The organism is Cystobacter fuscus (genome assembly GCF_002305875.1).
Lineage (GTDB): Bacteria > Myxococcota > Myxococcia > Myxococcales > Myxococcaceae > Cystobacter > Cystobacter fuscus_A.
The window spans coordinates 5,025,576-5,052,280 of sequence record NZ_CP022098.1; the positions used below are offsets into that span (position 1 = coordinate 5,025,576).

General features: G+C 66.2%; 24 protein-coding genes. 15 read left to right on the forward strand and 9 right to left on the reverse strand.

The features are described from left to right. Positions 1-51: 51 nt before the first annotated feature. The 4 genes from CYFUS_RS20670 (at position 52) to CYFUS_RS20685 (ending at position 3,474) form a co-directional block, all read left to right on the forward strand. Positions 52-1,290 carry an AAA family ATPase gene (locus CYFUS_RS20670; RefSeq protein WP_095986792.1) on the forward strand — a complete coding sequence of 413 codons (1,239 nt, stop codon included), beginning with the start codon at positions 52-54 and terminating at the stop codon, positions 1,288-1,290. Beyond that, entirely contained in the window at positions 1,287-1,886 is a 600-nt protein-coding gene (locus CYFUS_RS20675; protein ID WP_095986793.1) for a DUF4276 family protein, read from the forward strand. The genes CYFUS_RS20670 and CYFUS_RS20675 overlap by 4 nt, the downstream gene beginning before the upstream one ends. A 105-nt stretch (positions 1,887-1,991) precedes the next feature. Next, entirely contained in the window at positions 1,992-2,918 is a 927-nt protein-coding gene (locus CYFUS_RS20680; protein ID WP_095986794.1) for a DUF2381 family protein, read from the forward strand. A gap of 205 nt (positions 2,919-3,123) precedes the next feature. Beyond that, complete coding sequence (locus CYFUS_RS20685; protein ID WP_332468402.1) at positions 3,124-3,474, forward strand: hypothetical protein; 351 nt, start codon at positions 3,124-3,126, stop codon at positions 3,472-3,474. A gap of 18 nt (positions 3,475-3,492) precedes the next feature. Here CYFUS_RS20685 and CYFUS_RS52805 read toward each other — a convergent pair whose 3' ends face one another. Next, positions 3,493-4,164 carry a hypothetical protein gene (locus CYFUS_RS52805; protein WP_232537682.1) on the reverse strand — a complete coding sequence of 224 codons (672 nt, stop codon included), beginning with the start codon at positions 4,162-4,164 and terminating at the stop codon, positions 3,493-3,495. A 127-nt stretch (positions 4,165-4,291) separates the two neighbouring features. Continuing rightward, positions 4,292-5,707 (reverse strand): serine/threonine protein kinase, encoded by a 1,416-nt coding sequence (locus tag CYFUS_RS20695; RefSeq protein ID WP_095986796.1) that lies wholly within the window; start codon positions 5,705-5,707, stop codon positions 4,292-4,294. 328 nt (positions 5,708-6,035) lie between these two features. On the opposite strand from CYFUS_RS20695, the gene CYFUS_RS53980 reads away from it, so the two are divergent. The 3 genes from CYFUS_RS53980 to CYFUS_RS20710 all read left to right on the forward strand — a co-directional run bounded on the left by CYFUS_RS53980 (position 6,036) and on the right by CYFUS_RS20710 (position 8,528). After that, positions 6,036-7,283 (forward strand): AHH domain-containing protein, encoded by a 1,248-nt coding sequence (locus CYFUS_RS53980; RefSeq protein ID WP_269770252.1) that lies wholly within the window; start codon positions 6,036-6,038, stop codon positions 7,281-7,283. Continuing rightward, the gene (locus tag CYFUS_RS20705; RefSeq protein WP_332468403.1) at positions 7,280-7,861 is read left to right on the forward strand and encodes an imm11 family protein; all 582 of its coding nucleotides are present in this window, start codon (positions 7,280-7,282) and stop codon (positions 7,859-7,861) included. Before CYFUS_RS53980 ends, CYFUS_RS20705 begins: the two co-directional genes overlap by 4 nt. An 85-nt stretch (positions 7,862-7,946) precedes the next feature. Next, entirely contained in the window at positions 7,947-8,528 is a 582-nt protein-coding gene (locus CYFUS_RS20710) for an imm11 family protein (RefSeq protein WP_332468404.1), read from the forward strand. 33 nt (positions 8,529-8,561) lie between these two features. Here the strand turns inward: CYFUS_RS20710 and CYFUS_RS20715 are convergent, their stop codons facing one another. The 3 genes from CYFUS_RS20715 to CYFUS_RS20725 are packed head-to-tail and all read right to left on the reverse strand — an operon-like array spanning position 8,562 to position 12,207. Next, a complete protein-coding gene (locus tag CYFUS_RS20715) occupies positions 8,562-10,112 on the reverse strand; it encodes a hypothetical protein (protein ID WP_095986798.1) in 1,551 nt (516 codons plus the stop codon). A gap of 9 nt (positions 10,113-10,121) precedes the next feature. Next, positions 10,122-10,796, reverse strand: a complete 675-nt coding sequence (locus CYFUS_RS20720; protein WP_095986799.1) for a hypothetical protein — start codon at positions 10,794-10,796, stop codon at positions 10,122-10,124. Next, the gene (locus CYFUS_RS20725) at positions 10,786-12,207 is read right to left on the reverse strand and encodes a hypothetical protein (protein ID WP_232537683.1); all 1,422 of its coding nucleotides are present in this window, start codon (positions 12,205-12,207) and stop codon (positions 10,786-10,788) included. The genes CYFUS_RS20720 and CYFUS_RS20725 overlap by 11 nt, the downstream gene beginning before the upstream one ends. A gap of 343 nt (positions 12,208-12,550) precedes the next feature. Between CYFUS_RS20725 and CYFUS_RS20730 the strand changes: the two genes are divergently transcribed. The 4 genes from CYFUS_RS20730 to CYFUS_RS20745 are packed head-to-tail and all read left to right on the forward strand — an operon-like array spanning position 12,551 to position 16,378. Next, positions 12,551-13,066 carry an RNA polymerase sigma factor gene (locus CYFUS_RS20730; RefSeq protein ID WP_095986801.1) on the forward strand — a complete coding sequence of 172 codons (516 nt, stop codon included), beginning with the start codon at positions 12,551-12,553 and terminating at the stop codon, positions 13,064-13,066. After that, entirely contained in the window at positions 13,063-13,815 is a 753-nt protein-coding gene (locus CYFUS_RS20735) for a zf-HC2 domain-containing protein (RefSeq protein ID WP_095986802.1), read from the forward strand. Before CYFUS_RS20730 ends, CYFUS_RS20735 begins: the two co-directional genes overlap by 4 nt. Further along, complete coding sequence (locus tag CYFUS_RS20740; RefSeq protein ID WP_095986803.1) at positions 13,794-15,413, forward strand: caspase family protein; 1,620 nt, start codon at positions 13,794-13,796, stop codon at positions 15,411-15,413. The genes CYFUS_RS20735 and CYFUS_RS20740 overlap by 22 nt, the downstream gene beginning before the upstream one ends. A gap of 14 nt (positions 15,414-15,427) precedes the next feature. Further along, positions 15,428-16,378, forward strand: a complete 951-nt coding sequence (locus CYFUS_RS20745) for a hypothetical protein (protein WP_095986804.1) — start codon at positions 15,428-15,430, stop codon at positions 16,376-16,378. 9 nt (positions 16,379-16,387) lie between these two features. Here the strand turns inward: CYFUS_RS20745 and CYFUS_RS20750 are convergent, their stop codons facing one another. Next, positions 16,388-17,098, reverse strand: coding sequence for a siderophore-interacting protein (locus CYFUS_RS20750; RefSeq protein ID WP_095986805.1), 711 nt, complete (start codon positions 17,096-17,098; stop codon positions 16,388-16,390). A gap of 123 nt (positions 17,099-17,221) precedes the next feature. On the opposite strand from CYFUS_RS20750, the gene CYFUS_RS20755 reads away from it, so the two are divergent. Next, entirely contained in the window at positions 17,222-17,878 is a 657-nt protein-coding gene (locus tag CYFUS_RS20755) for a 2-hydroxychromene-2-carboxylate isomerase (protein ID WP_095992138.1), read from the forward strand. Between the two features lie 4 nt (positions 17,879-17,882). On the opposite strand, the gene CYFUS_RS20760 is transcribed toward CYFUS_RS20755, so the two are convergent. Next, positions 17,883-19,280, reverse strand: coding sequence for an FAD-dependent oxidoreductase (locus tag CYFUS_RS20760; RefSeq protein ID WP_095986806.1), 1,398 nt, complete (start codon positions 19,278-19,280; stop codon positions 17,883-17,885). Positions 19,281-19,427: 147 nt separating this feature from the next. On the opposite strand from CYFUS_RS20760, the gene CYFUS_RS20765 reads away from it, so the two are divergent. After that, positions 19,428-21,467, forward strand: coding sequence for a secreted glycosyl hydrolase (locus CYFUS_RS20765; RefSeq protein WP_095986807.1), 2,040 nt, complete (start codon positions 19,428-19,430; stop codon positions 21,465-21,467). 47 nt (positions 21,468-21,514) lie between these two features. Further along, positions 21,515-22,693 (forward strand): serine hydrolase domain-containing protein, encoded by a 1,179-nt coding sequence (locus CYFUS_RS20770; protein ID WP_095986808.1) that lies wholly within the window; start codon positions 21,515-21,517, stop codon positions 22,691-22,693. A 40-nt stretch (positions 22,694-22,733) separates the two neighbouring features. Here the strand turns inward: CYFUS_RS20770 and CYFUS_RS20775 are convergent, their stop codons facing one another. Beyond that, complete coding sequence (locus CYFUS_RS20775; RefSeq protein ID WP_420042699.1) at positions 22,734-24,038, reverse strand: PQQ-dependent sugar dehydrogenase; 1,305 nt, start codon at positions 24,036-24,038, stop codon at positions 22,734-22,736. Between the two features lie 147 nt (positions 24,039-24,185). On the opposite strand from CYFUS_RS20775, the gene CYFUS_RS20780 reads away from it, so the two are divergent. After that, positions 24,186-25,340: a glycosyltransferase gene (locus CYFUS_RS20780; RefSeq protein ID WP_095986810.1), complete on the forward strand. Its 1,155-nt coding sequence runs from the start codon at positions 24,186-24,188 to the stop codon at positions 25,338-25,340. Positions 25,341-25,342: 2 nt separating this feature from the next. Here the strand turns inward: CYFUS_RS20780 and CYFUS_RS20785 are convergent, their stop codons facing one another. Further along, entirely contained in the window at positions 25,343-26,602 is a 1,260-nt protein-coding gene (locus CYFUS_RS20785) for a cytochrome P450 (protein ID WP_095986811.1), read from the reverse strand. Between the last annotated feature and the right edge of the window lie 103 nt (positions 26,603-26,705).

The following is a 26,705-nucleotide window of genomic DNA, read 5'->3' on the forward strand; positions in this document are numbered from 1 at the left end:
GCTGCGTCCGCAACGTGGTGACGAGGAGCGATGTCACCTGTGAGACCTTTGATGCCATCGCCTGAGTCCATCAAGCAGAACACGCTTCAACTACCCGTCAAGCGAATCCCTTTCTTGACCCGCGTGCGGCTTCTTGATTACCGAAGCATCGCCGCGTGTGACGTGCGACTCGGACCCCTCACCTTTCTCGTGGGACCCAATGGCTCGGGAAAGAGCAATTTCCTGGATGCTCTGCGGCTCATCACGGATGCACTGCGAACATCGCTCGAGCACGCACTCCGAGACCGTGGAGGAGTCCATCAAGTACGAAGGAGATCGAGTGGGCACCCGACCCACTTTGGCATCCGCCTTGATCTACAACTCCCCGATGGCTCGCAGGGACATTTCTCCTTCGAAGTGGGAGCACGCTCGCACGGTGACTACGCTGTCCAGAGAGAAGAGTGCGTCGTGGGTGATGCCTCCTACCTCGTCAAAGAGGGCCAGGTGGTTGCATCCAAGGGCATGGCTGTTGCCCCGCCCGCGGCGAAAGACCGCCTGTACCTCGTCAACGCCGCGGGGCTCCCGGAGTTCCGGCCTCTCTTCGACGTGCTCTCGAACATGGGGTTCTACAATCTGAACCCAGACAGAATCCGAGACCTTCAATACCCTGACAAAGGCGAGCTACTCGCGCGCGACGGCTCCAATCTTTCCAGTGTTTTGGAGCGTCTCGAGAAAATGCATGGTGGAAGCACCAAGCTGCGTATCGAGGAGTATCTGAGCCGTATCGTGCCTGGTTTGGAGGGGGTGGACCCGAAGCGCGTCGGACACATGGAGACATTGGAGTTCCGCCAGAATGTCGAAGGCTCCAAGGAACCCTGGCGCTTTCCAGCGATCAACATGTCCGATGGGACCTTGCGAGCCTTGGGCATTCTTGCTGCCCTTCTCCAGGCCCGGGAAGAGGAGCGCGTGCACCTCATCGGCATCGAAGAGCCCGAGGTCGCTCTACATCCCGCGGCAGCGGGCATCCTGCGTGATGCACTCCGCGATGGCTCGCGGCATGCCCAGGTGCTCGTCACCAGTCACAGTCCAGAACTTCTTGATGCACCAGAGGTCTCTGCTGACGAGATCATCCCCGTCATGGCCGAGCAGGGGAAGACCATCATCGGAGCACTTGACCAGGCCACACGTGACACGCTTCGGGATCGGCTCTACACGGCGGGAGAGCTGTTGAAGGCAAACCAGCTCGCACCTGATGCGGAGTCAGTTCCCGAGCCGGCGCAGCTGCAGCTCTTCGACCTGGAGTCTCGATGAAACTGGGTCTCATCGTTGAGGGCCACGGAGAAGTGCAGGCTGTTCCTCTGCTCGTGCGCAGGTTGTTGAAGGATCTGGCTCCCGAACTGCATCCCACGCTCCTTCCTCCGCATCGTGTTTCGCGAGGGCAGCTTGTCAAGGAGGATGAACTCCGGCGGGCCATCGAGCTCATGGCGCGAAAGGTGGGTGACGGGGGACGAATCCTCGTTCTGCTCGATGCTGATGATGACCTCCCTTGCCAATTGGGGCCACGACTCCTGGATTGGGCGCGGAAGCAACGTCCTGATCGTGCCGTATCCATCGTCATCGCGAAGCGCGAATATGAGGCATGGTTCCTGGCCTCTGCTGAGTCCCTCCAGGGTTATCGAGGGCTTCCCGCTGACCTCGTCGCACCTCCTGCCCCCGAGACTGTCCGCAACGCCAAGGGATGGCTGGGCAATCACATGCCAACGGGATATCAGGAGACCATCGACCAGCCTGCCTTCACGAACCGCTTCGACCTGGAGGCTGCGCGACGCACGGACTCCTTCGACAAGCTCGTCCGTGAATTGGGACGTCTCTTCGATATTCCTGTGCCGCCTCGCCCGACTCTCTGATGCCGTCTTGCGCGAAGTTGGCCAGGGGACTGCCCCTCAGCTCAGCATTCACTGCTGACCTCCAAGGTAGACGCGAGAGCGACCTCCAAGGTAAGGTGGCGCTCCATGGAACGATCCTTCCGCGGATTCATGTACGTGCTGTTCTGCCTCCTCGTCCTGTTGTCCCAAGTCGGCGCGGCCCAGGATGTGCCTGTCCGGCAGCGGAGCGTTTACCTCACGAAGAGCCCCAAGGATGAAGTGACGGAGGTGTTTGTTGCCGTGCAGAACGTGACCACACTCCGTTTCGAGCGCCCCTGTGACCCGGCGCAGACGAAGCTCCTGGGGTGGGAGGCTCGCTTCGAGCCACCGTTGGTCGGCGGGAAGTCCGTGGTCCTCGTTCCCTTCCAGAAACTGGCCCCGGACGACCGCTTCATGCTGCTGGTGACGTTCGTGGATGGCACCTCACTCCCATTCATCGTGAGAGCTGGAGAACGCGGAGTGGACGGTCAGGTCAATGTCTTCGCCGAGTCGGAGTCTCCAGCCGCCATCCGATCCAGGCTGGAGGAGATGCAGGAGGAGAACAGGTCACTGCATGCCAAGGTCCGGCGCTACCACGAGGAGGAGACCTCGGTGAACCACGCGCTGGCGGCGCTTCTGGCGGCCAACCGTGTGGAACTGACCCCGTTCAAGCTGTGGAGGAAGTGGCGCCTCAATGAGAACGGTATCAAAGCGGAAGTCGTTATCTTCGATGACGATGAGTTGAAGCGGGTCGCTGTCGTCTTCACGCTCCAGAACCTGGATGAGCAGAAGCCCTGGGCGCTTCAGGAAGCGAGCCTCACCAGTTTATTGACGTCGGAGGAGAAGCCTTTTGCCCTCCGCATGTCGTCGGCCGTCATCTCCCCAGGAAAGACCGGGCGCATTGCCATCGTCACGGATGCGGACTCGCTCTTCTCGAACAAGGGCAGGGACCAGCTCGTGCTCGAAATCTTCAGGGATGGGGGACTTCGACAGGCTTGCGTCTACATGGAGCCAGCACCCCGGCATCGGCGCTGAGCTTCGACACGCGGCTCCGTGCCTGCTGCGCGGGGATGAACGCTTACGATAAAAGAGCCCCATCATGATCTCGACGAAAACAAAGCGCCTCCGGCTTCTTGTCCTGCTGTCGTCCTCGGGTCTGGCCTGCTCGGCTTCGGGGGGGTCCCTGCGCCCCGACGGGAGTCCTGGCCCACAGGAGTGCTCGGAGAAGGCGCTGGAAACGATGAAGATCCTGCGGCTGCGCCCTGGCGAGGCCGCCTTCATGGAGATCGACGCCAACCAGGTCGATCAGAGTCCCATCTCGCTCACGGACGGGCCCATCGAGAGTTACACGACCGAGCGGCTCGGCACACTGCCTTCGATGACGCGCCTGTATGGCCGGGTCTGGACGACCGGACCCAATGTCGTCATCCGCTACTACGAAGCGCGTCCCCCGGATGGGGAGCCCATTGCCATCTGTGGGGTTGCACGGGATGACCGGGGCGGCTTGAAGAAGCGTCCAGACTCTCCTCCGGGAGTGGCTCTGCTCACCAACTCCGGTGCGGCCATGTGGATAGTCGATTCCTTCCGCTGATGCATCGCTGCCGCCGTGTTAGCTCTTGCTCGGCGGTTTCTGTTGGGTCGGTCGGGGATGGTAAAGACCCAGAGGGTCCCAGACATATTTCTCGATCGGCACCAGTGTCATGTGGCTCGTGGAATGTCTCTCGGCAATGCGCGTGAAGCGTTCGGATACGATGAGAACCCCCCAGAGGCCTCGTGGCCGGAACACATCCTCACCGTTCCATGTTCCGGCCTCCAAAGTGAGTCCGTCAATGGCGTCAGCGCCGACGTAGCGACACCAGGTGCATGTCATGGTTTTTTTGCTTCGGATGCGGCTGCGCTCCATGTCCAGAGCCGGATGCCCGTAGGCCGGGGTGACGAAAAGATAGCTCGGCGGTGGACCAGCCTTGGGGCCACGGTGTTTGCGGCGTACTCGCATCACTTCGACGGGATGGAGGCCGCTGAGACCCGTCAACCCCTCTGCCTTGAAGTCTTCGGCGAAGCGCTCGGTGATCAGCAAGCCACCACAAGGACCTGTGATGAGATCTCCAAAGTCCTTGCCGTGGAGCTCCAGTTCGCCTTGATAGGGAGGGAGCCAGCTCAGCCCTCCGATGGTGTCGCCACATTGAGGGCAGCGCAGTGCGGGGCCGAGGTTCGAACTGAGCCTGTTGAATTCAGTGTCGTGATGGCCTTCGCGCAGCTTCTCCAGGACGTAGAAACGCATGTTCTGAGAGGAAGGGTCAGAATCCAAGGGGAAACCTCGCGCGCATTTCGGGTCGGTTGTAGAGCTGGCGCAAGAACGCCTTGAGTTCCTCGGCAGTTGTTTGGCCTGTTCTCTCGAGCTGATTGGTTCACTGAGCTTCCGGTCCACCGCCATCCACGCTGGTCGGAACTGGGCGCGATTTTGGCACTGGGCGGAGGCACTCGCCTTTGTACGAGATTGTCTGGGGTGGGCAATTCGGAGGCCGTCGCTTGACGAGCGAGTACCAGCACGCGCCGGACAGCTCCAGTTCAAGCTCTTCCGTACAGGGAGCCAGCTTCTGATTTCTTACCGGGAGCGGCGCCTGTTCATACTGGGCAGGTGCCGGGTCGACCCGCGCATCCGTGGCCCACTCTTCGTCTGGAGCACGGAGGCCTGGCTTCTCGGGTGGAACTCGCGTCACGGGCACCAGGGTTAGCAGCACCGATGCGGCGAGCGTGAGCCTCCTGGGCCAGTGGCTCCGCCGAGCCATGCGCGAGGGATCGGGAGGCCGAGAGGTCAATGCGGGCCTGGGCCTCGGAGGCCGGAGGATGTGCCGCTCGGGTGTGCCTCCCTCCCGTACCGGTGGCACTTCTTCCCACTCGAAGATGCTCGCGTCCCACGCTGACTTCTTGCTGGAGGCCGCCGCGACCAGCGCCGCGTGGAGCGCCGCGCCACTCGGGCAGCGCTCCGAGGGGTTCTTCGCCAGCAGCCGGACGATCACGTCACTCAAGGCGCGCGGCACCCGGGGATTGACGAGTCTGGGCGCCAGCGGTCGCACGTGGACGATGGCGGACTGCAACACGTCGGCCGGCAGCCACTCGGAGAAGGGGTAGTGCCCGGTGGTGGCCCGATACAGGCACACCCCCAGGGCGTACAGGTCATCGGTGGGTTGGAAGGTGTAGTGCGAGCCGGGGCGCTCGGGGCTGTGCCACAGGAAGCGCACCGCCTCGGGGCTGAGGAGGTATAGCGTGGTCGGGGGCAGGGGACCCGTGGTGAGCGGGGGCGCGCCCTCGTACCAGCCCGCGCCGAAGTCGAGCAGCACGGGTTGCCCATCCGACTCGCGCACGACGATGTGCTCGGGCTTGAGGTCGCGGTGCAGGACTCCCCGGGCATGCAACTCGCCCAGGGTACGCGCCACCGTGGCACCCGCGGTGGCGAGCTGACGAAAGGTGGTGCCGTCCGTCTCCGCCCACACGTCCAGGGCCAGGCCGGGCACCCAGTCCATGACGAAGCCCAGGCACCCTTCGCGAGGGGAGGGCCAGCGCGCACAGCCGTGGAAGCCCACCACGTGGGGATGTGCCGCCCGGCTCATCATCAGCGCCACTTCGCGCTCAGTCCGCCCGTCACGAGCATGCAGCGCGAGCTTGAGCGCATGGAAGTTGCCAGGGTGCTCCATGTCCTCCACGCGGTAGACAGCGCCCTGGCCGCCCACGCCCAGTTGCTCCATGACACGCCAGCGGCCCACCCGGGTTCCCGGCTCCAGTCCGCCCGGGGAGACTGTTACCTCGCCATGATTCGTGGACACCCTCGCTCCTCCGCGCTCGTCCGACCGGCAGGTCGCGGCCTCATACTACGAGGTGATGGCGGAAGTAACCTCGGACGGAGGGTCCTGTTCTCGAGGTGAGGTGACACCACAGGTCGTGGTCGAAGCAGGTGCCCGGTGCTGGAGGGAGAGTCCTCCGCGCATGTGGTCTGGCCGGGTCTGGCCTCCCCACCTTGCCGGGAAAGCACAATCGCGCGTCATGTGCTCGCGCATCCTCCCCGTCCTCTGTCTGTTCTTGCTGGTGCCGCTCGCCGTCCAAGCAGCTCCGTCCGACGTCGAAGCGCGGCTTTCGGTCTTGGAGCCCGTGCGGGTGAGCCCCCATCACGGTGAGCCAGGGGAGGGGCTGAAGCTCATCTTCGCTTCACTCAAGCCGAATCCGGCGCTGGCGCTGTTCTCGCTGGAGGATGCGCGGGCGGTGGTGGCGGCATTGGAGGGGGGATTCAAGGAGGCGAAGCCGGGGCCTCGTCCGCTGGCGGCGGTTGCCATGGGCGCACTGACGGCGGGGATGGCGGGCGGCTCGCCTGGGACGCGACTGCCGGACTTCGAGAGGCGTGTGCGAGAGGAACATGAGGAGCTGTACGGACCGGCCCTGCTGACGTTGCCGCCATCGCTGGAGAGTGCCAGGTGGTTCCAGGCCCTGAAGCTCTCGCCGCGCTACATGGGGGAGGGCGTACGTGAGGCCGCGGTGGAGATGTTCAACTCTCCGGCGGTGGCTTTTTCGGTCGGCATGTCGATGATGCTCTACATGGTGGCGTGGGCGGCGCCGGAGCCCCTGTTCTCCAAGGCGTTCGCGGCGGCGGTGACGCTGGGACTCCTGATGACGTACACGGCGACGGAGCTCTACAACGTGGGGATGGCGTGCCTGACGCTGTACCGGGAGGCGGAAGCGGCGAGGACGCAGGCGCAACTGGAGGCGGTGGCCGAGCGCTTCGGCAAGGCATTGGGGGGAGTGGGGCTGCGCGTGCTGGTGACGGTGGCGGGGGCGAAGTTGGCCAGGGGACTGCCGGAGGTGCCCCGGGGCGGTCTATGGGGGAGGCTCTCACCTCCGAGATTTGCTTTCGCGGGCGGACGGAGCGGTTTCTCGGTGGGGACAGGGGCCCGTGCTCAGGTGAGCGTGGCGAACGGGACCGTGGTGCTCATGGGCGTATCGGCGAACACGACGGCCTCCGCTGCGGCCTCGGCGGTGTCCTCGGCACGGACGACAGGGGCCTGCGCCGAATCGAAGAAGGACGACAACCATGCCCATCACCTGTGTACCAACAAGAACGACAAGTCCGAGAGCAATGGTGGCCCCTGGACACCTGTGTTCGAAGGACTCTTCAGACAGGCGGGGATGAGCCTCGATGACCCAGCGAACATCGTCTTCCTGCGAGACCACAAGGGGCCTCATCCCATGGAGTACCACCGTGACGTCGCTGATCGGCTCAGGGATGTACTCAAGGGCTGTAGGACTCAGGTGGCATGTCGGGCCAGGCTCGTGAGGATGCTCGACGAGATCGCCGGGGAGGTGTGTACGCCTGGCTCCAAGCTCAACAAGCTCGTCACGAGGACACAATGACAGCGCAGATGAAGTACTACAGAATTGATGACGACAAGTACATTCCACGGCGATGGTACCTTTGGATGCCTCAGTTCGATGAGGCGGGTCGGGGAGAGATGTTCGACGTCTGGCGATTCAACGACGGAAGGCGCCTGAACATCGAGCATCCGATTCGCATATCCGTGAAGCCGGCGGGGGTTGCGCTTGAGTTCTCCGAGGCCCTAGGGATTCCCATCGTCCACCGTCGGGTCGTCTCGCTCTTCGAGCGTCTGGACCTTCTGAGTGAAGTACAGTTCATTCCGGTCGAGGTGGAGGGCCAAGCGGAGCCCTATTTCATCTTCAATGCGCTGCAAATCATCAGGTGCATCGACGACGCCCGGTGTGAAGAGGTGTTCTACTGGCGGCCCGAAGATGGCGAGCCCGATAGGGTGGGGCAGTACAAGAACGTGCGAGGGCTGAAGGTGGACCCGGCGAAGATCGGGGATGCCAATATCTTCCGTCCCTGGGGTTGGGATGGAATCCTCATTGTCTCCGAGCGTGTCAAGTTGGCCATGATGGAAGATGGCATCACCGGCACCCATTTCGTCGAGGTTTGAGTTGACTCAATCCCGGTGCTGGATATGGGGAGACCTCCGCTCATGTGGTCTGGCCGGGTCTGGTCTTGCCCACCTTGAGGACACAATGACAGCGCGAACGAAGTATTACGAGATAGACGACGACAAGTACATTCCAGGGCGATGGTACCTGCGGATGCCTCGCACCGATGAGGCGGGGCGGGGAGAGATGTTCGACGTCTGGCGGTTCAGCAAGGGAAGGTACCTGACCATCGAGCATCCAATTCGTATGCGCGTGATGCCGAATGGAACTGCGCTCGAGTTCTCCCGTGCCTTTGGTATTCCCATCGTCCACCGCCGGGTGGTCGCGCTCTTCGAGCGTCTGGGCCTTCAGCGGGAAGTGCAATTCATCCCAGTTGAGATAGACGGTCAGTCGGAGCCCTTTTTCCTCCTCAACGCCCTACACATCATTCGGTGCATCGACGATGCCCGGTGCGACGAGGTGTTCTATCGGGGGCCCGAGGATGGTGAGCCGGACAGGGTGGGGCACTACAAGAACGTTCGAGGGCTGAAGGTGGATCCGGCGAGAGTAGGGGACGCCAACATCTTCCGTCCTTGGGGCTGGACGGTGGTCCTCATCGTCTCCGAGCGCGTCAAGTTGGCCATGGACGAAGAGGGCATCACCGGCACCTATTTCGTCGAGGTTTGAGGGGGCAAGTTCCCCCCCCCGGTCCCGCGTGGCTCAGGTGCGCACGAAGGCGCTCACGTCTGGCAGCCCGCTGCCGGACGTGTCGACGCCCATCGCGGTGAGGATGCCCGAGTAGATGTCCGCCTCATTCGCCTCCAACTTGCCGGGCTGGGGCGCGCCGGTGCGCGGGTCGAAGCCATAGGTCAGCGTGGTCTTCGGATCCACGCCTCCCAGTAACGTGTTGCCACGGACCATCGGCGACAGAATCATGAACCCGTTGTTGAGATCATGCCCGGTGCCGAACTGACTGGCCCCCTCTTGTCTTGTGCGCGTGCGCCCGAACTCGGTCGCCATGTAGATCAACGAGCGGTCCCACAGGCTCTCGCCGCTCGAGTCGAAGGGCTCCGACTTGAGCAGCTCGATGAGCTTGTCGATCGTCTCCATCATGCGCGACCACATGAAGGCCTGGACCGTGCGGTGCTCATTGTGGCTGAAGTCGAAGGCCAGCGGCGGGTTGGTGAACTGCTTCGATGCACCCATCGCGATGTTGAACGTAGGACCCAGGGTCACCGTCACCGACACCCGGTTCTTGATCAGCAGGAAGGCCAGCGCCGCCTGCCCCTCCACGGGATCCGTCAAGTAGTTCGGGAACACCGCGCGCAGTCGCTCCGCGTCGGGGGAACTCGACAGGCCGTACTCCGAAAGCGGCGTCTCCGGATTGTCGGGCATCATGTTGAGGCGGCTGATCAGCTCCTGCATCTCCAGCGCGGACTGCCCCGAGGTGCGCTGCGCGTTCCACAGCTCGAGCGCCGCCGCGTCGTCGAAGGTCTTGCCGAAGACCGACTGGGAGTCGAGCGAGTTGCGCACGACCCGGGTCAGGTTCACCACGTCGCGGGAAGGCAGGTCCTTGATGCCCTTCATGCCATCCAGGCCCAGGGACCAGAACGAGGGTTTGGCCACCACCTCGCCGTAGCAGTAGGCGGGCAGGGAGTTGTCGGAGCCGCGCTCGGAGAAACCCTGGTTGCCCATGTTCACGTTGGGAAGGGGGAAACCCGCGCCGTACTGGAGGGCCACACACTCCTGCAACGTCCGGCCGCGCCAGGCGGAGCTGCCGGTGAGGCTGCGCTTCTGCGCGATGACGTGGTTCACCGACGTGCCCGTCGAGGTGGCCACCAGCATGGAGTCCTTGTACTTCTTCACGAAGGGCAACTGGTCCGTCTTCAACGCCATGGGGATGCTGCCCAGGACACCGGCTTCCACCTTCACGGCACGGAACGGAGAGCCGTCCACGTTCTGCACCTGCGCGTCGGCGAAGGTGTTGAGCTTCGCGGCGTTGCCGCCCGCCGCCGTCGTCTCCGAGGTGCGCACCGCCAGCATGCTGTCGACGATGGAGGCGCCACCCACGGCGCCCACCACGATGAGGAAGCGGGGCTTGCCATCCAGGCGCGCCTGGCGCACGCCTCCGAGTTGCTCGAGTGCCGCCGGGGTGTTGAGCCCCTCCCGGCAGCTCGTCAGCAGGGGTCCCATCGCGGAGCCCGCGGCGCACATCGACAACGCCTTCAAGATTTCCCGGCGCGAGAGCCGTCCATTGTTACGCAGTGACATGACGTTCCCTTAGAAGAAGATGGATTCGGCGGAGGAGAGGACGGCGAAGCAGGCCATGGTCATCCAGTCGCGGCCCGGCGTCTGGCTGCCCGAGGCTTCGATCTGGGTTGCCAGTTGCGACAGGGTGCCCACCTCGGCCTCCGAGGGATCTCGCAACAGGGTGCGCTGGTAGAGCGAGGTGATGGCGTCGCGGACGGGCGCGCCCTCCCGGTGGGCCAGGCGCCCCTGCGTATCGAGTTCGAGGCCCTTGAAGAGGACAGCCTCCCCGGGGGTGGTGACGTCGAGCGAGACGCGCCGGGCGCAGGCCGCCAGCGCCACGCGGTCGATGACGTTGGGCGTCGTCGCGCCCGTGACCTTCAGCGGCTCGAAGAGGCCGACGACATACGGATCGACGCCGTTGAGGACCACGTTGTGCACGTCCGTGGTGCAGGCGTACCTGCCCAGCTCTTTGCACACCTGCTCCGGCGGCAGGGACAGCGCCGCGGCGAAGTGGGTCGTGAGTTGCTCCGGATTCAGGATGCGCAGGCTGTTGCGCGAGGAGCGGGTCACGTCACCGGTGGAACCCGTGCCAGCATCCGCGGGTGGTGGCGTACCGGGATCAGGCTGTGAGGGCGAGGGGGCGGGGCACGCGGAGAGGACACAGGCGGAGGACAGCAACAACACGCGAAGGAAATCAGGGCGCACCGTAGGCCTCCGTGCGGATCAGGTCATGAAGCATGCGCTGCACGCGGTACTGGTGCGTGCCCTTGAAGCGCTTCCAGGTGGCGACGAACTCGGCGTTCTCCTCGGGGGTGGGGGGATGGCCCACGAGCAGCTTCCAGTAGTCGGTGACGGCGGCGATGGCGAAGGCATCGCTGTTGGCGCCAACCTCCGCCCACTCGACGACGTTGTTCACCTTCTGGCCGAAGAGGTAGCCGGTCTCCGGTGTCTGGCCGATGATCGGAGAGACATAGGAGAATTGCTTCTCGAGGCGGTTGGGCACGTAGGTGCCCCAGGTGCCGCGAGGCGCATAGATGTAGATGCCCTGGAAGTTGCGGAAGGGGTAGGTCAGTGGGTCGAGCGTGGCGTGGCAGGCCGCGCAGGCGGGCGCGGTCACGCCCGCGTGATCGTAGTCGCGGGGCTCGCCGGGAATGCTGAAGAGGCCCTCCTGTCTGGCGATGTCGAGGCCCAGGTAGGCCCGATAGGCCTGCGACGCGGCATTGCGTGGCATCGCGCTGAACATCACGAAGTAGAGGATGCTCCAATGGGAGTTGATGTTGCCCGCGCGGTACTGCTCATCCAGGACTTGCGTCGGCAGCGACGGCACCGCCGTGTAGCGGGTAGGGTTGCTCTCCCGGCGCACGTAGTACTTCGCCGTGATCACCTCGCGCGCGTCGTGGTCGTCGAGCTGCGTGTAGGCGTAGAGCGCGTAGTCGTCGTAATAGTCCGCGAGGGGATTGCTCCCGGTGTCCTCCGGGCCTGCCTTGAACGTGCCCACCGGGCGGATCTTCGGGTGGGCCAGCTTCCACAACTGCCCGTTCTTGCCGCGCCAGAACTCGCTCTGGGTGCACCGGTCCAGTTCGGCATCCAGCCGGGCGAGCTGGTCGTTCCGGCTCAACGCGCGGAACTCCTCGAGCTGTGCGTAGGTGGGCGGCACGCCGCACACGTCGAGCAGCAGGCGCTTGTATGCGAAGCGCGCGTCATAGCGGCACACGTCGTAGCGGGGATTGGTGTCACCCTCCTGGCAGCGGCCGGTGTCCACGGGCACGCTGGTGGCATCCGCCGGCGAGGTGCCGCGCTGGATCTCCACGAGGTTGGACACCCCGTCACCGTCGGCGTCCTCCGTCTCGGCGGCCTTCAGCGCCGTGGGGAGCGCGGCCGCGAAGTCCGTGTCGGACAGGGGGCGCGCCGCTCCGGGCACCAGGTGGGGCTCCAGCCCGGCGCCGAAGACGTTTCGTTGGGGGGGCGCGATGTGGCAGTAGTTGCAGGACGGTTGCTGTCCCGTACACGCGGGCGCCGAAGGGTAGGTGGAGCAGAACACGCCTCCCGCGGGAGGTTTGGCCAATGCGCCCCCCGCGAGGCAGAGGGTGGCTGCCAGTATGAGTCGTCGAAGCACCAGTGCTCCTCGGTGAAAAGGGTCCGGTGCAGAAACACGCCAACGGCATTCAGCAGAAAAACCGCGAGACGATTTCTTCCAGGAAGCCCCATGCGGATCGGCCTTTCTGCTTTCGGGCCCTGCGGTGTCTCTGTGGGTGACAACCCGCATCGGGAAGATCGACCTGGCGCTCACCCTCGAAATCGATGTCCCTGGGCCGGAACAGCGCGAGACACGGGCGCTGGGATGCCAGCCTGCCCACCGCTGTATCGCCGCCACGCCGCGCGACACCCCATCGTATGCTCTGGGTTCTCCATCCCGTAGCGAGGCGAGGACGTCCGTGGCAGGAGCCACCCCATCCGCATTGAAGGCCATCACTGGAGGGAAGAAGGACCGGAACGAGTTCCTGCGCGAGCTGTACACCGCGTATGGCGGCAGCGTGTACGGGCGCTGCCTCTTTCTGTTGAAGAACCCCGCGAACGCGGAGGACGCGATGCAGGAGGTGTTCGCCCGCGCCCTCAACTCCGCGGACGAATTTCGCGTGGGCTCCTCGCCCCTGGCGTGGTTGCTGAAGATCGCCACCCACCATTGTCTCAACCTGCTGCGCGCGGAGCAGGCCCCCTGGCGGCGCTGGTTCGAGCTGACCGTCCTGGCCCGTCCGAAGGCGGATGGGGGAGAGCAGAAGATGGAGGCGCGGGAGCTGGTGCGGTCGCTGCTCTCCCGGGTGGACCTGGAGACGCAGGCGGCGGTGGTGCACTACTGGGTGGACGGAATGACGCTGGAGGAGGTGGCCGCGATCCTGGAGCGCTCGGTGCCCACGGTGCGCAAGCGGCTGGAGCGGTTCGCCGCCCTGACGAACGAGGAGCTGAAGGTCTCATGAGCACTCACCCCTTGGAATGGACGCTGCGGCGGCTGCACGCCGGAGAGCTTCCCGGCCCGGAGACCCAGCAGGTCCAGGCGCATGTGTCCTCGTGCGCGGAGTGTCACGAGGTGATGAAGGGCCTCGAGGCGGACCAGGCCCGCTTCGAGCAGGAGGTACCCTTCGACCGCTTCGCGGCCAACGTGGAGCGCGCCCTGCGCAAGCCGCCACCGGCGCCTGCCCGGCCCCGGCTCAATGGTGTGCTGATCGCCGTGGTGGCCACGGTCCTGCTGGTGGTGGTGGCCCGTCCGCTGCTCTCGCCGTCTCCTTCCCTCAACCGGCTCAAGGGCGGAGCCTCCGCGGAGCTGCGTATCGGCGGCGATGGGCCCCAGCGCGCGCTCCAGCCGGGCGACACCGAGGCACTCCTCCCGGACGAGCGGGTACGCCTGGGCTATGTGGCGGGCGCCTACCGGTACGTGATGGCGGTGTCCGTGGACGATACCGGCGAGGTATCGGCGCTCTATTCCGAGCAGGGGCTGAGCCTCCCCGTCGAAGCGGGGGCCGGGAGACACTGGCTGCCCGAGAGCGTGCAGTTCACGGGCACGGGCCACGAGCGGGTGGTGTTGGTGCTCTCCGAGAAGCCGTTGAGGGTGGAGGCCGTTCAGGCCGCTGCACGGCGGGGCTGGGAGGTCGCGGGAGGCAAGGTGGTGGCCATGTCCACGCTGGGCGTGGAGGGTGAGGAGCTCCATTGGTTGCTGCTCAAGCCCTGAGGCGCCTGGCGGGTCCTGCCCGGGTGCTCGTCCTGGGCGTGTTGTTGGCAGCGGCCGTGCAGGCGCAGCCGCTGCGCCGCTTCGCCCTGGTGGCGGGCAACGACGAGGGCGGTGCGGGTACCCGGCCCCTGCGGTTCGCGAAGGACGATGCGCGCAAGATGCACGACCTCCTGGTGCGGCTGGGCGGCGTGGAGCCCGGCGATGCGCGACTGCTGCTGGACGAGACCGCGGAGGACTTCCTCCAGGCGCTCGCCAGGCTGGAAGCGCGCGTACAAGGGGCACGGGCTCGGGGCGAGCGCACCTCGCTCCTCGTCTACTACTCGGGTCATGCGAAGGACGGCTCGCTGCGGATGGGAGGCAGCGCGCTGAATCTGGAGGCGCTCAAGCACCGGCTGGCGGCGACGCCCGTGGACATCCGCATCGCCATCCTGGACTCGTGCCGCTCCGGGGCGCTCACGCGGAGGAAGGGCGCCCGGCGCGCGCCCTCCTTCGTCGTCGACACGGACACGGTGCAGGAAAGCCGGGGACTCGTCATCCTCACCTCCAGCTCGGCGGACGAGGACTCGCAGGAGTCGGATCTGCTGGGTGGCAGCTATTTCTCCCATCACCTGATCAGCGGGCTGATGGGGGACGCGGACCGTTCCGCGGATGGTCAGGTGACACTCTTCGAGGCCTACTCCCATGCCTATGCCCGCACCGTGGCGGACACCGCGGACAGCAGCGCGGGGGCTCAGCACCCGACCTTCAGCTACGACCTGGCCGGCCAGGGCGACCTGGTGTTGACGAATCCGCGGGCGAGCAACGAGGGCCTGCTGGTGCCCCGCACCGCGCCCGCGGGGGACTACTACTTCGTGAACCCTCGTGGCCTCGTGGTGGCGGAGCTGCACAAGACCGTGGACACCGAGCGCAGGCTCGCCCTGGCCCCGGGCACGTATACGGTGAAGCGGAGACTGACGGACCGGCTGCGCGTGGGCGAGACCGAGATCCAGCGCGGGCTCACCACGGTGCTCGACGAGTCGCGACTGCGCGACGCGCCTTTCTCGGATGATCCGGTGAAAGGCGTGCCTTCCCGGGTGCGCGAGCCCCTCGCGCATTGGACGGTGGGGGTCGCCCTCGGACATCACTCCTTCTTCGATACCTCCACCCGCGAGAACCTCTTCCCCTACGTGCCCCTGATGGCTCTGGAGTTGGGCCTGCACGACTACCTGCGCGAGGGCTGGAGCTGGACCTTCGATCTGGCACTGGGCATGAAAGACGACACGCTGGAGCTCCCCTCCCTCGAGGGAACGCGCTACCGCTATTCGGTGCTGACCGCGGGCACCTCGCTGTTGGTCGAGTGGCCCCTGGGTCGCGTGTCTCCCTTCGTCGGACCACGGCTCGCCTACCTCGGCATGCGGCGCGACTTCGAGGATGTGAACCTCCCGGATCAACGGTATGGGATGATCACCCCGGGAGTCGTGACTGGCGTGCGCTGGCGGCCCTTGGAGCGTATCGAGTTCACCGGGAACCTCCGCCTCCACTACTTCTTCTACAACGTCGATTATCAGCGCTCCCTTGGGTACTGGGAGTTCCTGGCGCTCGTGAAGTACCGTCTCTGAAAGGAAAGAAGGGCATGATGCGGACCCGGCTCTTGTTTCTGGGCTGCCTCGCCACCGCGTGCGGTGGGAGTATCTCCAACGACGATCTCCAGTTCCTCAACGCGCTGCCAACGCGAGAGGACCTGTCCGCCAAGCTGCCCGGAGCGGCGGGTTTCCAGGGAAAGGGCAGCTCGAGTCAGCGCGTGGACTCGCTGGCGCTGGGTGAACACTCTCAACTCTACGACATCACTCGCCAGGCGGCGGATAGGTTCAACGGAGGGCTCGATGGAGTGCTCTCCGTCTTGGAGGAGACTCGAATGAGTCCTCCGACGACACGCGCGCCGGAGCTGCGCATCTGGGGGCCGAAGCAAGACCCGCGCAATCCCGGCCACGAGATGCGATTCCTGATGACGCGCGAGGCCGAGCACTTCGACTACCAGATCCAGTTCCGCCCCATGGGCTCGGACGAGGAGGCGTGGTGGTCCGCCCTGGTGGGGAGCTTCCAGTCGGAAGGTGGGCCGCGCAAGGGCAGGGGGACGCTGAGCATCCTCATGGCGGAGGTGAAGGAGCGTGGCATCCACGCGCCTTGGATGTCGGACCAGAAGCGATTGGACATCGACTACCAGACGAGTGCGTTGCCCAGCAGCGTGCGGATGCACTTCATTCCCGTGAGTGGGTTCGCGCTGGACTACGCCTACCACGAGCTTCCTGGAGGCTCGGGGGAAATGAGGTTCTCGCTCGAGGAGATCGACCTCATCCCCGGCGAACGGATGGAGACCGTGGTTGTCCTCAGTCGTTGGACGCGAGACCAGGGGGGCATGGCCATCGTGGAGGCGACGGGCGGAGACGTGCCCACGGGTTCCACCGCCACCCTTGTCGAGTGTTGGGATGCTGGTTTCGCTACCACCTACGAGAAGGGACGCAGGGGGACGGACGAGGAGGGCGATGCCTCCTCCTGCCCGGACGTCTCCGCGCTGGGGGAGTGAGGCGCGCCGCTAATCCAGGCCCGTCTTCCCCACGGACCAGTAGGCCTTGACCCGGGAGGCGGGCTTGAGCCCATCGGCCTTGAGCCGCCCTCGGAGTGCCTGGATGGACTGGGCCTTGCCCGTCATCACCAGACAGGCCTCCGGATGCGCTTGGAGCGCCGCCCGCAGGCGCTCATGCACCTCGACGAGGTGGGCGTCGTCCGCCGTGCGTGCCACCGCGCCCTCCAGGCCCAGCTCCCCCAGCACCGCCGTGGATTCCTCCGGGTTGGACACCTCGAAGACACTGGTGAAGTCGCGAGGGGCTCGCGTCCTCTTGAACGCGTGGGCGACCCCGAACGAGGTCTCGTCGCCGAAGAACACCGTGGCTCCGGGGTGATCATCGAGCGACAGGGAGCGCCGGGGCCCGATGAATTGGACGCCCGCCCCCACGCGCACCTCCCGGCCCCACTGGGCGCCGGGGCTCGAGCCATGAAGATAGACGAGGAACACCGTGGCGCCTCGCTCGCTGTCCCAATGCAGAGGGGTGTACGTCCGCATGTTCATTCCGGGCATCATGGCCTGGACCTTGTCGCCGGCCTGCCACGAGAGGCCGCGCAGGGCCGCTCCTTCGAGTTCGATCTCCCGGAACCGGGGCGAGACCTCCCTCACCCGGGTCACCGTGGCGTCATGAAAGAACAACCGTCCCAGGACACTGCCGACCCACTCCTTCGCGGATGCCATGGCTCTCCTCCGGCCCCTGGATAGCAATGCGCTCCCGCGGTTTCCAGCTCGGCATGAGCGCTCCTCCCTCCGGCTCCCGGGGCCCTGCCTCTCGTGAAGCGTCTCGGGATAGATTCGGTGTTCATGAGTCCCGCTCCCCTGCGCTTCTTCTTCGATTACGTCTCGCCGTACGCGTACCTCGCCTGGACGCAGCTTCCCGCCCTGGCCGAGCGTCATGGCCGCACGTTGGAGGTCGTGCCGGTGCTCTTCGCCGGTGTGCTCAACGCCCTCGGAACCATGGGGCCCGCGGAGGTGCCCACCAAACGGTTCTACATCTACAAGCACACCCACCGGCTCGCCCATGACCTCGGCGTGCCCTTCGTCTTCCCCTCGGCGCATCCCTTCAATCCATTGCTCGCGCTCCGGGTGACGGCCGCGGTGCGGGAGGCGGATGCCCGGAAGCGGCTCGTCTCCGCGCTGTTCTCGGCGGCGTGGGCGGGTGGGGGAGGGCTCGTGGAACCCGAGCGCGTGGGCGCCTGTGTGAGTTCGGTGGGGCTGGAGGCCCAGGCCCTGCTCGCCGCCGCGGGGACGCCGGACGTGAAGGAGCGGGTGCGCCGGAACACGGAGGAACTGCTCGCGCTGGGGGGCTTCGGCGTTCCCACCGTCCTCGCGGACGAGGAGCTCTTCTTCGGCGTCGACTCCCTGGGTCACCTGGAGCGCTTCCTGCGCGGGGAGGATCCGCTCTCCCCCGAGGAGCGCGAGCGCCTGCGGACCCTCCCCATGGCCGCGTCCCGTCTCTGAGCGCTTACAACCACGCCGGGCGCAGGGACGGGGGCAGCTCCCGGGCGAGCCGGCTCACCACCCCGCGGCCCACCTGCACGAGCCCCTCCTTGTCCAGCATCGACTCGGGGGAGCGCAGCATGTGCATGACCTCGAGGAAGCGCCGGGTTCCGGCGTCGGAGTAGAAGAGCGAGCCCACGATCTGCCGCTGCACCTGGTTGGTGAGCCGCTGCACCCGCGTGGCCTTGTCGCCCAGCTCCCACAAGGTGTCATCGCCGCGGACCATGCCCCAGGGCACCTGGTGCAGCTCGGCCAGCCGCTTCTGGAAGGTGTGGCACATCCCGGCATCGCCTTGCCGCAGGCTCTCATCCAGCAGCAGGGCGCTCAAGCCCGCCACGGTCATGCCCTGGCCATAGGCCGGGTTGAAGACACAGGCCGCGTCGCCCAGCACCACGAGGCCCTCGGGCCAGTGGGCGACCTGCTCGTAGTGGCGCCACCGGTTGATGGCCCCTCGGAAGGTGTGGACGGGAGAGAGGGGCTCGGCGTCCTGGATCAGCTCGGCGATGGCGGGCAGGGGGATCTCGCGGGCCAGCGCGAGGAAGCCCGCGTCATCCGTCGGCATCGGGTGGTTGCCGGACCCCAGGAGGGTGGCGATCATCTGCTCGCCCTCCACCCGGCACACGGCGCCGCTGTAGGGCGTGCCGGGGAACTCGGGCGACGTGCCGATGATGACCCAGTCTCCGAACCGCTCCACCTGGCGATTCCGGGGCACGCGGTACCAGCGGGTGGCGTAGGTCAGACCGGGACGGATGAGCTGCTCGGGCGGAAGCGCGCGCCCCAGCGCTTGCAGCCACTGGGGGGCATGCGAGCCGCGCCCGCTGGCATCCACCACGAGGTCCGCCTCCAGCATCTGCTCGGCGTCCGTGGATGCGCCTTCTTTCAGCACCACCCCTCGTACCCGGCCGCCCTTCTCCCCGTGGAGCCGGGTGACGGACGTGCCCGTGCGCACGCTCAGCCGGGGCAGGGCGCGCAGCCGGCCTTGCATGCACCACTCCAGCAGGGCGCGGCTGCTCGCCACCGAGCGCACCCCGGAGCGGAAGCGCGGCAGCAACCGTCCCTGGAAGAGGAGGCGGGTGTTCTCGCCGTAGTCGAAGGTGAGGGCGCCGTGGGATTCCAGCTCGGCGATGAGCCCGGGGAAGAGCTGCTCGAAGAGCTGGCACCCGCGCGCCATGAGGTTGTGCACGTGGCTGGCCTGGGGCACGCCGCGCCGGGGCACGGGGCTGTCCGGTAGCGTGTCCTGGTCGAGCACCGTCACCCGCTCGAAGTGGTCCGCGAGCACTCGCGCGGTGATCAGTCCGGTGACGCTGGCGCCGATGACCACGGCGTGGCCTCGGCCCTGGAGGGAATGGGGAGCTGTCGTCATGCTCCCAGGTTTACTCCATCTCCCCAAGGGGGCGCCTCAAGTGGCCTACCGAGGTGGTGGACTCGAGGCTTTCTGGACACCTACCCGGTGAAGGAGCGCTAGCATCGCACCTCCCATGAGCTTCCGCTCGAAGAGGTGCCCCAAGCGATGATTCGTCCGATCCTCGTATCGATGTGCGCGTGCCTTCTGCTCGCTGCTTGCCGCGACAACCCTGTCGACGACCCTGGCGACAATTCCCCCGTCCCCCGCGGCGCCACCGTTCCCTGGGACGAGTACGAGGCCGAGGTGGGCGCTTCCTCCGGTGGCGCCACGCTCGAGCAGACCACCAGTGGCCCGTGGCTGGAAGGCACGCTCTCCGGCGAGGCCTCGGGCCGCAAGGCGGTGACGCTGCATGGCCCCACCGATGCGGTCGCGTGGACGAGCCGCGTGAAGGCCAACTCCGTCCTGGTGCGCTACAGCGTGCCGGACGAGAAAGAGGCCCACTTGGATGTGTACGTGAATGACGCGAAGGTCGCCACGCTCACGGTGAACTCGGATTTCGCCTGGCTCTACACCGGACCGAACAACACCGAGACGCACAACGCCCTGCCGCGCCAGCAGGTGGACGAGCTCCCCCAGAACCCGAGCACCAGCGACGAGAATTTTGGCCTGAAGCTGCCTTGGAACTCCGCGCACCACATCTATGACGAGGCGCACGTGCTGCTGGCGACCGATGGCAGGGAGACCATCAACGCGGGCGATGTGGTGAAGATCGTCTCGCCGGATGCCTCCGCGCAACTCCCCGTCACCATCGACTTCATGGACCTCGAGCTCGTGCCGGCGCCGCTCCCCGCCCCGGCGGACTACGTCGTCGTGAGCGAATTCACCGAAGCCGCGGTGGTGCGCGCTCTTCAAGACGCCGTGAATGGCGGCAAACCCGGCATCTTCCTCCCGCCGGGCGATTACGTGATGTCGCACGTGAACCCGGCGGTCCCCAAGGTCTACGTTCCCGCCGGCCTGACCGTCCAGGGCGCTGGCATGTGGTACACGCGCTTCGTACCTCCTCCCCCGCAGCAGGTGGGCTACAACTACGAGTTCGGGTTCCGCCTGAACGGCGACAACATCACCTTCCAGGACTTCGCCATCTTTGGCACCTGGCGCAACCGGACGGCTCGCTACAACAAGGCCGCGGCCGATCTCGGCAACTGGCCGTGGGACAGCTATGACGGGATCGGGCGCGCCTTCGACCGCTACATGCACAACAACGCGGTCTTCAAGCGGCTGTGGATCGAGCGGATGATCGTGGGGGGCTGGGTCGAGGGCGGCAACAACCTGTTGTGGGAGGACAGTCGGTTCCGCAACACCATGGCGGACGGCATCAACCTCTGCAACGGAACCACCAACTCGAGGATCGTGAACTGCACGGCGCGAAACAACGGCGACGATGCCTTCGCCATGTGGTCCGCCATTACCTGGGACAAGTCGCCCATTGGAGACACGCCCTGGGTCCATCAGCCCGAGGGCCCCGATCAGGGCAACGTCATCGAGCGCTGCACCGCGGGCCTGATCTGGCGGGCGGCCGGCTTCGCGGTCTACGGCGGCCACGACAACGTGATCAAGGACTCGGTGGTCTATGACACCCTGCGCTACCCGGGCATCACCTTGGATAACGAGTTCGCGCCCCAGCACGAGTTCTCCGGGCTCACCACCCTCCAGAACATCACGGTCGAGCGCTGCGGAGGCCGCATGTGGTGGGACGACGACGGAGTGCATGGAGATGAGTCCACGCGGCGCAAGTGGGGCGCGGTCTGGTTGTTCGCCGCCAACCCGTACTCTCCCGCCGAGCCGTATTCCCCCATCCGCTTTCAAGGCATCCGTTTGAAGGACATCGATATCATCGATCCCGTTCATTACGGAGTCCTGGTCCAGACCACGCAGGGGCAGCGGATCGAGAACACCGAGTTCGACGGCGTCCATATCGTCATGGACCAATCAGGCGATGTTGGCATGGTGGCTGACGACTCGCACAAGGCACCGCCCGCCCCGCTCAGTGGGAAGATCTCCACCACGGGTTCGATCATCCTCAAGAACTCGAGCATCACCGGCCACCGGGCAAACTCCGGAAACCAGTTCTCGAAAGACGAGGTCTCGACCGGGACGTTCTCGTTCAAGGATGGCGGCGGGAATAGCTGGACGGGCGATCGGTAGACTCGCGTTGCCTTGCGAAGGCGGCCCCATCCTCGCATGGTAGCGGCATGAGACTCGTCCACCGTGGCCTCTTGCCGCTCCTCTGTCTTTCCATGCTCGTCCCCGCGTGCGCGGCCCCCTCCCGAGGGGCCGCCGCCCCGCCTCCCGAAGAACCCGCGTGGAGCGGAGAGGGGGTGGACGCCGCCGCGCTCCGTCTGATGAAGGAGGCGGGGCTCCCGGGCCTGGCCCTGGCGATCATCGAGAACGGGCAGGTGAGCTACGTGAAGGCCTACGGCCTCCGGGATGTGGAGAAGGCGGCTCCGCTGCGGACCGACACGGTGATGTACGGCGCGTCGCTGACCAAGGCCGCCTTCGCGTACATGGTCATGCAACTGGTCGACGAAGGACGTGTCGACCTGGATACCCCCATCGAGCGCTACCTGCGCAAGCCCCTACCGGAGTACTCGAAGTACGCCGATCTCGCCTCCGACGCGCGCTGGAAGCGGCTGACCCCACGCATGTTGCTGAGCCACACGCCCGGCTTTCCGAACTTCCGCTTCCTCAATCCGGACGGGAAGCTCGACTTCAAGTTCGACCCCGGCACGCGCTACGCGTACTCCGGCGAGGGCATCAACCTGTTGCAGTTCGTGCTCGAAGCCGGCCTGGGACTGGAGGTCGGCCAGGAGATGCAGCGCCGCGTCTTCGACCGCTTCGACATGAAGCGCACCAGCATGGTCTGGCGCGACGACTTCGCGGCCAACGTCTCCCAGGGCTACGATGAGGCGGGCAAGGTCGAGCCCCATGACCAGCGCGAGAGCGTGCGTGCCGCGGGCTCCATGGACACGACGGTCGAGGACTATGCGAAGTTCCTGGCGGGCTTCATGCGGGGCGAGGGCCTGTCCGCCAGGGCACGGGCCGAGATGCTGCGGCCGCAGATCGCCATTTCCTCCGCCCACCAGTTTCCAACGCTGCTGACGGAGACCGATGCGCGAAACGAGGCCATTGCCTTGTCGGCCGGGCTCGGCGTGGTGTTGTTCAACGGGCGCGCCGGCCCCGCCTTCTTCAAGGGAGGTCATGACGACTGGACGGATAACTTCGCCCTCTGCCTCGAACGAGAGAGGCGCTGCGTGCTGTTGTTGGCCAACAGCGTGAAGGGCCCCGCCGTGTTTCCGTCGCTGGTGGACATCATCCTGGGCGAGACGGGGATGCCCTGGCGCTGGGATTACAATCCACCGCCCGTGGAGTGAGTCCTCCGGCGAGCCCTCCACGCCTATCAGCAGGCGCTGGCTACCGGCTCACCCGCCACACGGTGTCGCCGGCATCGTCCGCCACCAGGAGCGAGCCATCCGGAAGGAAGGTCACGCCCACGGGCCGGCCGTGGACCTCGCGCTTGTCCACGTCCTGGATGAAGCCCGTGAGGAACGGCTCGGGCGCTCCGGTGGGCTGGCCGTTGGCGAACGGGACGAAGACCACCTGGTAGCCGGAGAGCTTCGAGCGGTTCCACGAGCCGTGCTGGCCGATGAAGGCTCCGCCGCGGAAGCGCTCGGGGAACATCGTTCCCTCGTTGAAGGCGAGCCCCAGGCTGGCGGTGTGCGAGCCCATCGGCACGTCCGGCACGAGCGTGCGCTTCACGAGTTCTGGGTCCTGCTCCTTCACGCGCGGGTCGGGGTGGGCACCGAAGTAGCTGAAGGGCCAGCCGTAGAAGCCCCCGTCCTCCACGTGGGTGAGGTAGTCGGGCACCAGCTCGTCGCCCAGCTCGTCGCGCTCGTTCACCGCGGTCCACAGCACGCGCGTGCCCGGTGCGAAGCTCAGGCCCACGGGGTTGCGCAGGCCACTGGCGTAGATGCGCTCGCCCGAGCCATCCGGATTGATCTCCAGCACGTTGGCGCGGCGGACCTCGTTGGCGAGGCCGTGCTCCCCCACGTTGCTGCCCGAGCCCACCGACACGTAGAGCTTCGTGCCCTCCGGGTTGCCCAGGAGGTTGCGCGTCCAGTGGTTGTTGTAGCCGCCCGCGGGCAGGTCGAGGATCTTCTTTCCCTCGCCGGTGATGGTGGTGTCCCCGGGCTGGTAGGGGTAGCGCCAGATCGCATCCGTGTTGGCCACGTAGAAGGAGTCGCCCAGCACCCACATGCCGAAGGGCTGGTTCAGGCCGGACAGGAACACCGTGCGCGTCTCCGGTACGCCGTCATGGTCCGCGTCGCGCAGCAGCGTGATGCGATTGGCGCTGGGCCCGGTCCGCTGGGAGGCGGAATAGCCCACCAGCTTCGCGCCGAGCTTCATCAAGCCGCGCAGCTCGGTGTTGGCCTCGGCCACCAGCACGTCCCCGTTGGGTGTGACGTAGAGGTTGCGCGGGCTGATCAGCCCGGTGGCGTAGCGGCTCACCGTGAAGCCCTCGGCCACCGGAGCCTTACCCTCGGGCCAGCCCACGACCTTGCTGAACTGGCGCACCGAGTCCGTGGTGTACGGTGCTGGCAACTCCACCGTCCCCGTGGCCGTCGTCACCCGGGTCGCGGGCGCGGTCTCCGCGTGGGTGCATCCCAGGAGTCCACTGCCCAGCAGCCCCGCCACTCCCAATACACGCATTGCATTCATGGGCGCGGAGCATTCCCTGGAAGAGGCGCCTGGGGCGTGTGACGTGCGTCGGGGCTTTGAGAAACGGACAGTCGACGCAGCGTGGGTTCATGCGTTACTACCCGGCGAGGGCCCGGTCCGTGCTGGGGCAGGCTCAGGGAAAACACCATGTTCCTCCTTCTCCTCCTCCTCACCGCGGTCAGTGCCCTCTATTCGCTCAACATGGCCGTTCAGCTGCGCCGGGTCATGCGAGCCATGCCCCAGATCGAGCGGTTGAAGGCGCCGCCGCCCGCGCGGTGGCCTCGGGTGTCGCTGGTCATGCCCGCGCGCGACGAGGAGCGCACGTTGGAGTCCGCCATGCGCTCCAAGCTGGGGAACACCTATCCGGAGCTCGAGATGGTGCTGGTGGATGACCGCTCGACGGATGCGACGGGCGCCATCGCCGACCAGTTCGCCCGGACCGAGCCCCGGCTCCAGGTGGTGCACGTCGAGCACCTGCCGGAGGGCTGGCTCGGGAAGGTGCACGCCCTGCAACGGGGGCTGGAACGCGCGAGCGGCGAGTGGGTCCTCTTCAGCGACGCGGATGTCCACCTGGCCCCGGGAGCCCTGGAGAAGATCATCGCCCACGCGGAGCACGAGGGGCTCGACCATGTCACCGTGTTGCCCCAGATTACCTGCTCCGGATTCCTGCTCCAGCTGACGTTCAGCGCCCTGTTCCGGCTCGTGTGCGTGAGAACCCGGATGTGGGAGGTGTCCGATCCGCGCTCGTCGGCCAGCATGGGAATTGGAGCCTTCAACCTCGTGCGCCGCTCGGCCCTGGAGCGCACCCCCGGGCTGGAGTGGCTGAAGATGGAGATCGCCGACGACGTCATGTTCGGAACGATGCTCAAGCGCTCTGGCGCGAAGCAGGCCGTGCTCAACGGCCGCAACAGCGTGAGCCTCGAGTTCTACCCCTCTCTCGGCGCCTTCTCCCGAGCCATGGAGAAGAGCGGCGCGTCCTCTCCCTTCGCCGCGCTCATCCTGGGCAACCTGCTGCTGGTGGTGCTCGAGTGCGGGTTCCTCGCGGGAGTGCTCTCGGGACGCCCGGCGCTCGTGCTCCTGGGAGGAGCGACCTGGGCACTGGGCGTCGGGATGGCCTGGGCTTTCAGTGGCTGGGCGGGCTTTTCCCGAGGGCCCGCGCCCCTGCTCTTCCTGGGCGTCCTGCCGACCGCCTGGGTCTCGCTCCGCTCGGCCGTGCTGGCGCTCGTGCGAGGGGGGGTCTTCTGGCGAGGGACGTTCTACCCGACGTCCGTGGTGCGTGCCGGACAGCGCCTGGGGCGCTGACCTCACGCCGAGGGCGAGCCCAGATCGACCTCGAGCACTTCCATCTTGCGCATGAGGGAGTGCGGCCCGAACGAGGGCTGCTTCACGAGCCGAAGCTCCGGGAACCGGCGCACCAGGGTCCCCATGGCGATCTGCCCCATGAGCCGAGCCAGGTTCGCCCCGAGGCAGTAGTGCGCCCCGTGTCCGAACGCGATGCCCGCGCTCGCGTTGCGCTGGACGTCGAAGACATCGGCCTTGTCGAACGCACGTTCGTCGCGCAGCGCGCTGCCGACCAGGACCACCAGCATCTGCCCCTTCTTGATGGGCATTCCCCCCAGCTCCATGTCCTCCAGGGCGTAGCGGGCGGGCCCCATCTTCACGAAGTTGTCGAAGCGCAGGACCTCCTCGACCAGGTTCTTGGTCAGCTCGGGCCTGGTCCTCAGCTCGGCGAACACCTCGGGGTGCTGCAACAGGTTGTACACGCAGAAGGAGAACAGGTGGACGGTGGTCTCGAAGCCTCCCACGATGAGCGAGGACACCAGCGCGAGCAGCTCCTGCTTGTTGAGCTTGTCTCCCTGCTCCTCCGTCTGGATGAGCGTCGTCAGGATGTCGTTCTCCTGTGGGTTGCGGCGCCGGTCCTCGATCGTCTCCGTCACCAGGACGATCCCCTCGCGGATCTGCCGGCGCAGGGGCGCCAGCTCCTCGGGCGCGAGCGCACCGGCGAAGACGCTCTTGGCCACCGCGTTGGTGAAGTCCAGGAACAGCTCCTCATTCCCCTTGGGGATCTTCAGCATGGAGCCGATGACCCGCGCCGGGATGCGCTCCGAGAACTCATGGACCATGTTCAGCCGGCCCTTCGCCGCCATGGAGTCGAGGATCTCATCGACGATGGCCTGGATCTCCGGACGCAGCCGCTCGGTGGCGCGCGGGGTGAACGCCGGGCTGACGAGCCTGCGCACACGGGCATGGTTGCGCTCGCCCAGGGCGAACAGCCCGTTCTTGTTCAGCTCCTCCATCTCGGGAATGAGCGCGTCGGAGCCCAGCACCGAGGCGAACTCCCAATCGTCCCGGTTGGGTGAGAAACGCTTGTCATCGCGGAGCACGGTGAGGCCATCCTCATACCGGCTGACGACCCAGCAGCGCCCCTGCTCCCAGTAGAAGATGGGCGCCACCGCCCGCAGCTTCTCGAGCGCGGGATGGGGATTCACGTCATACCCGGGCGCGTAGGGATTGAACTGCACCTCGGGCCGGTTCTCGCTCGGGTTCGTCTGCTGGGCGGACATCGATGAACTCCTTCTCGACTGTTGAGGGGTCTGCCGGCCCTGATTCCGTGGGTACCAGGGAGAAGGTGGGCACGGTAGCACGAGCCGTCAGCGCAGTGGAGGC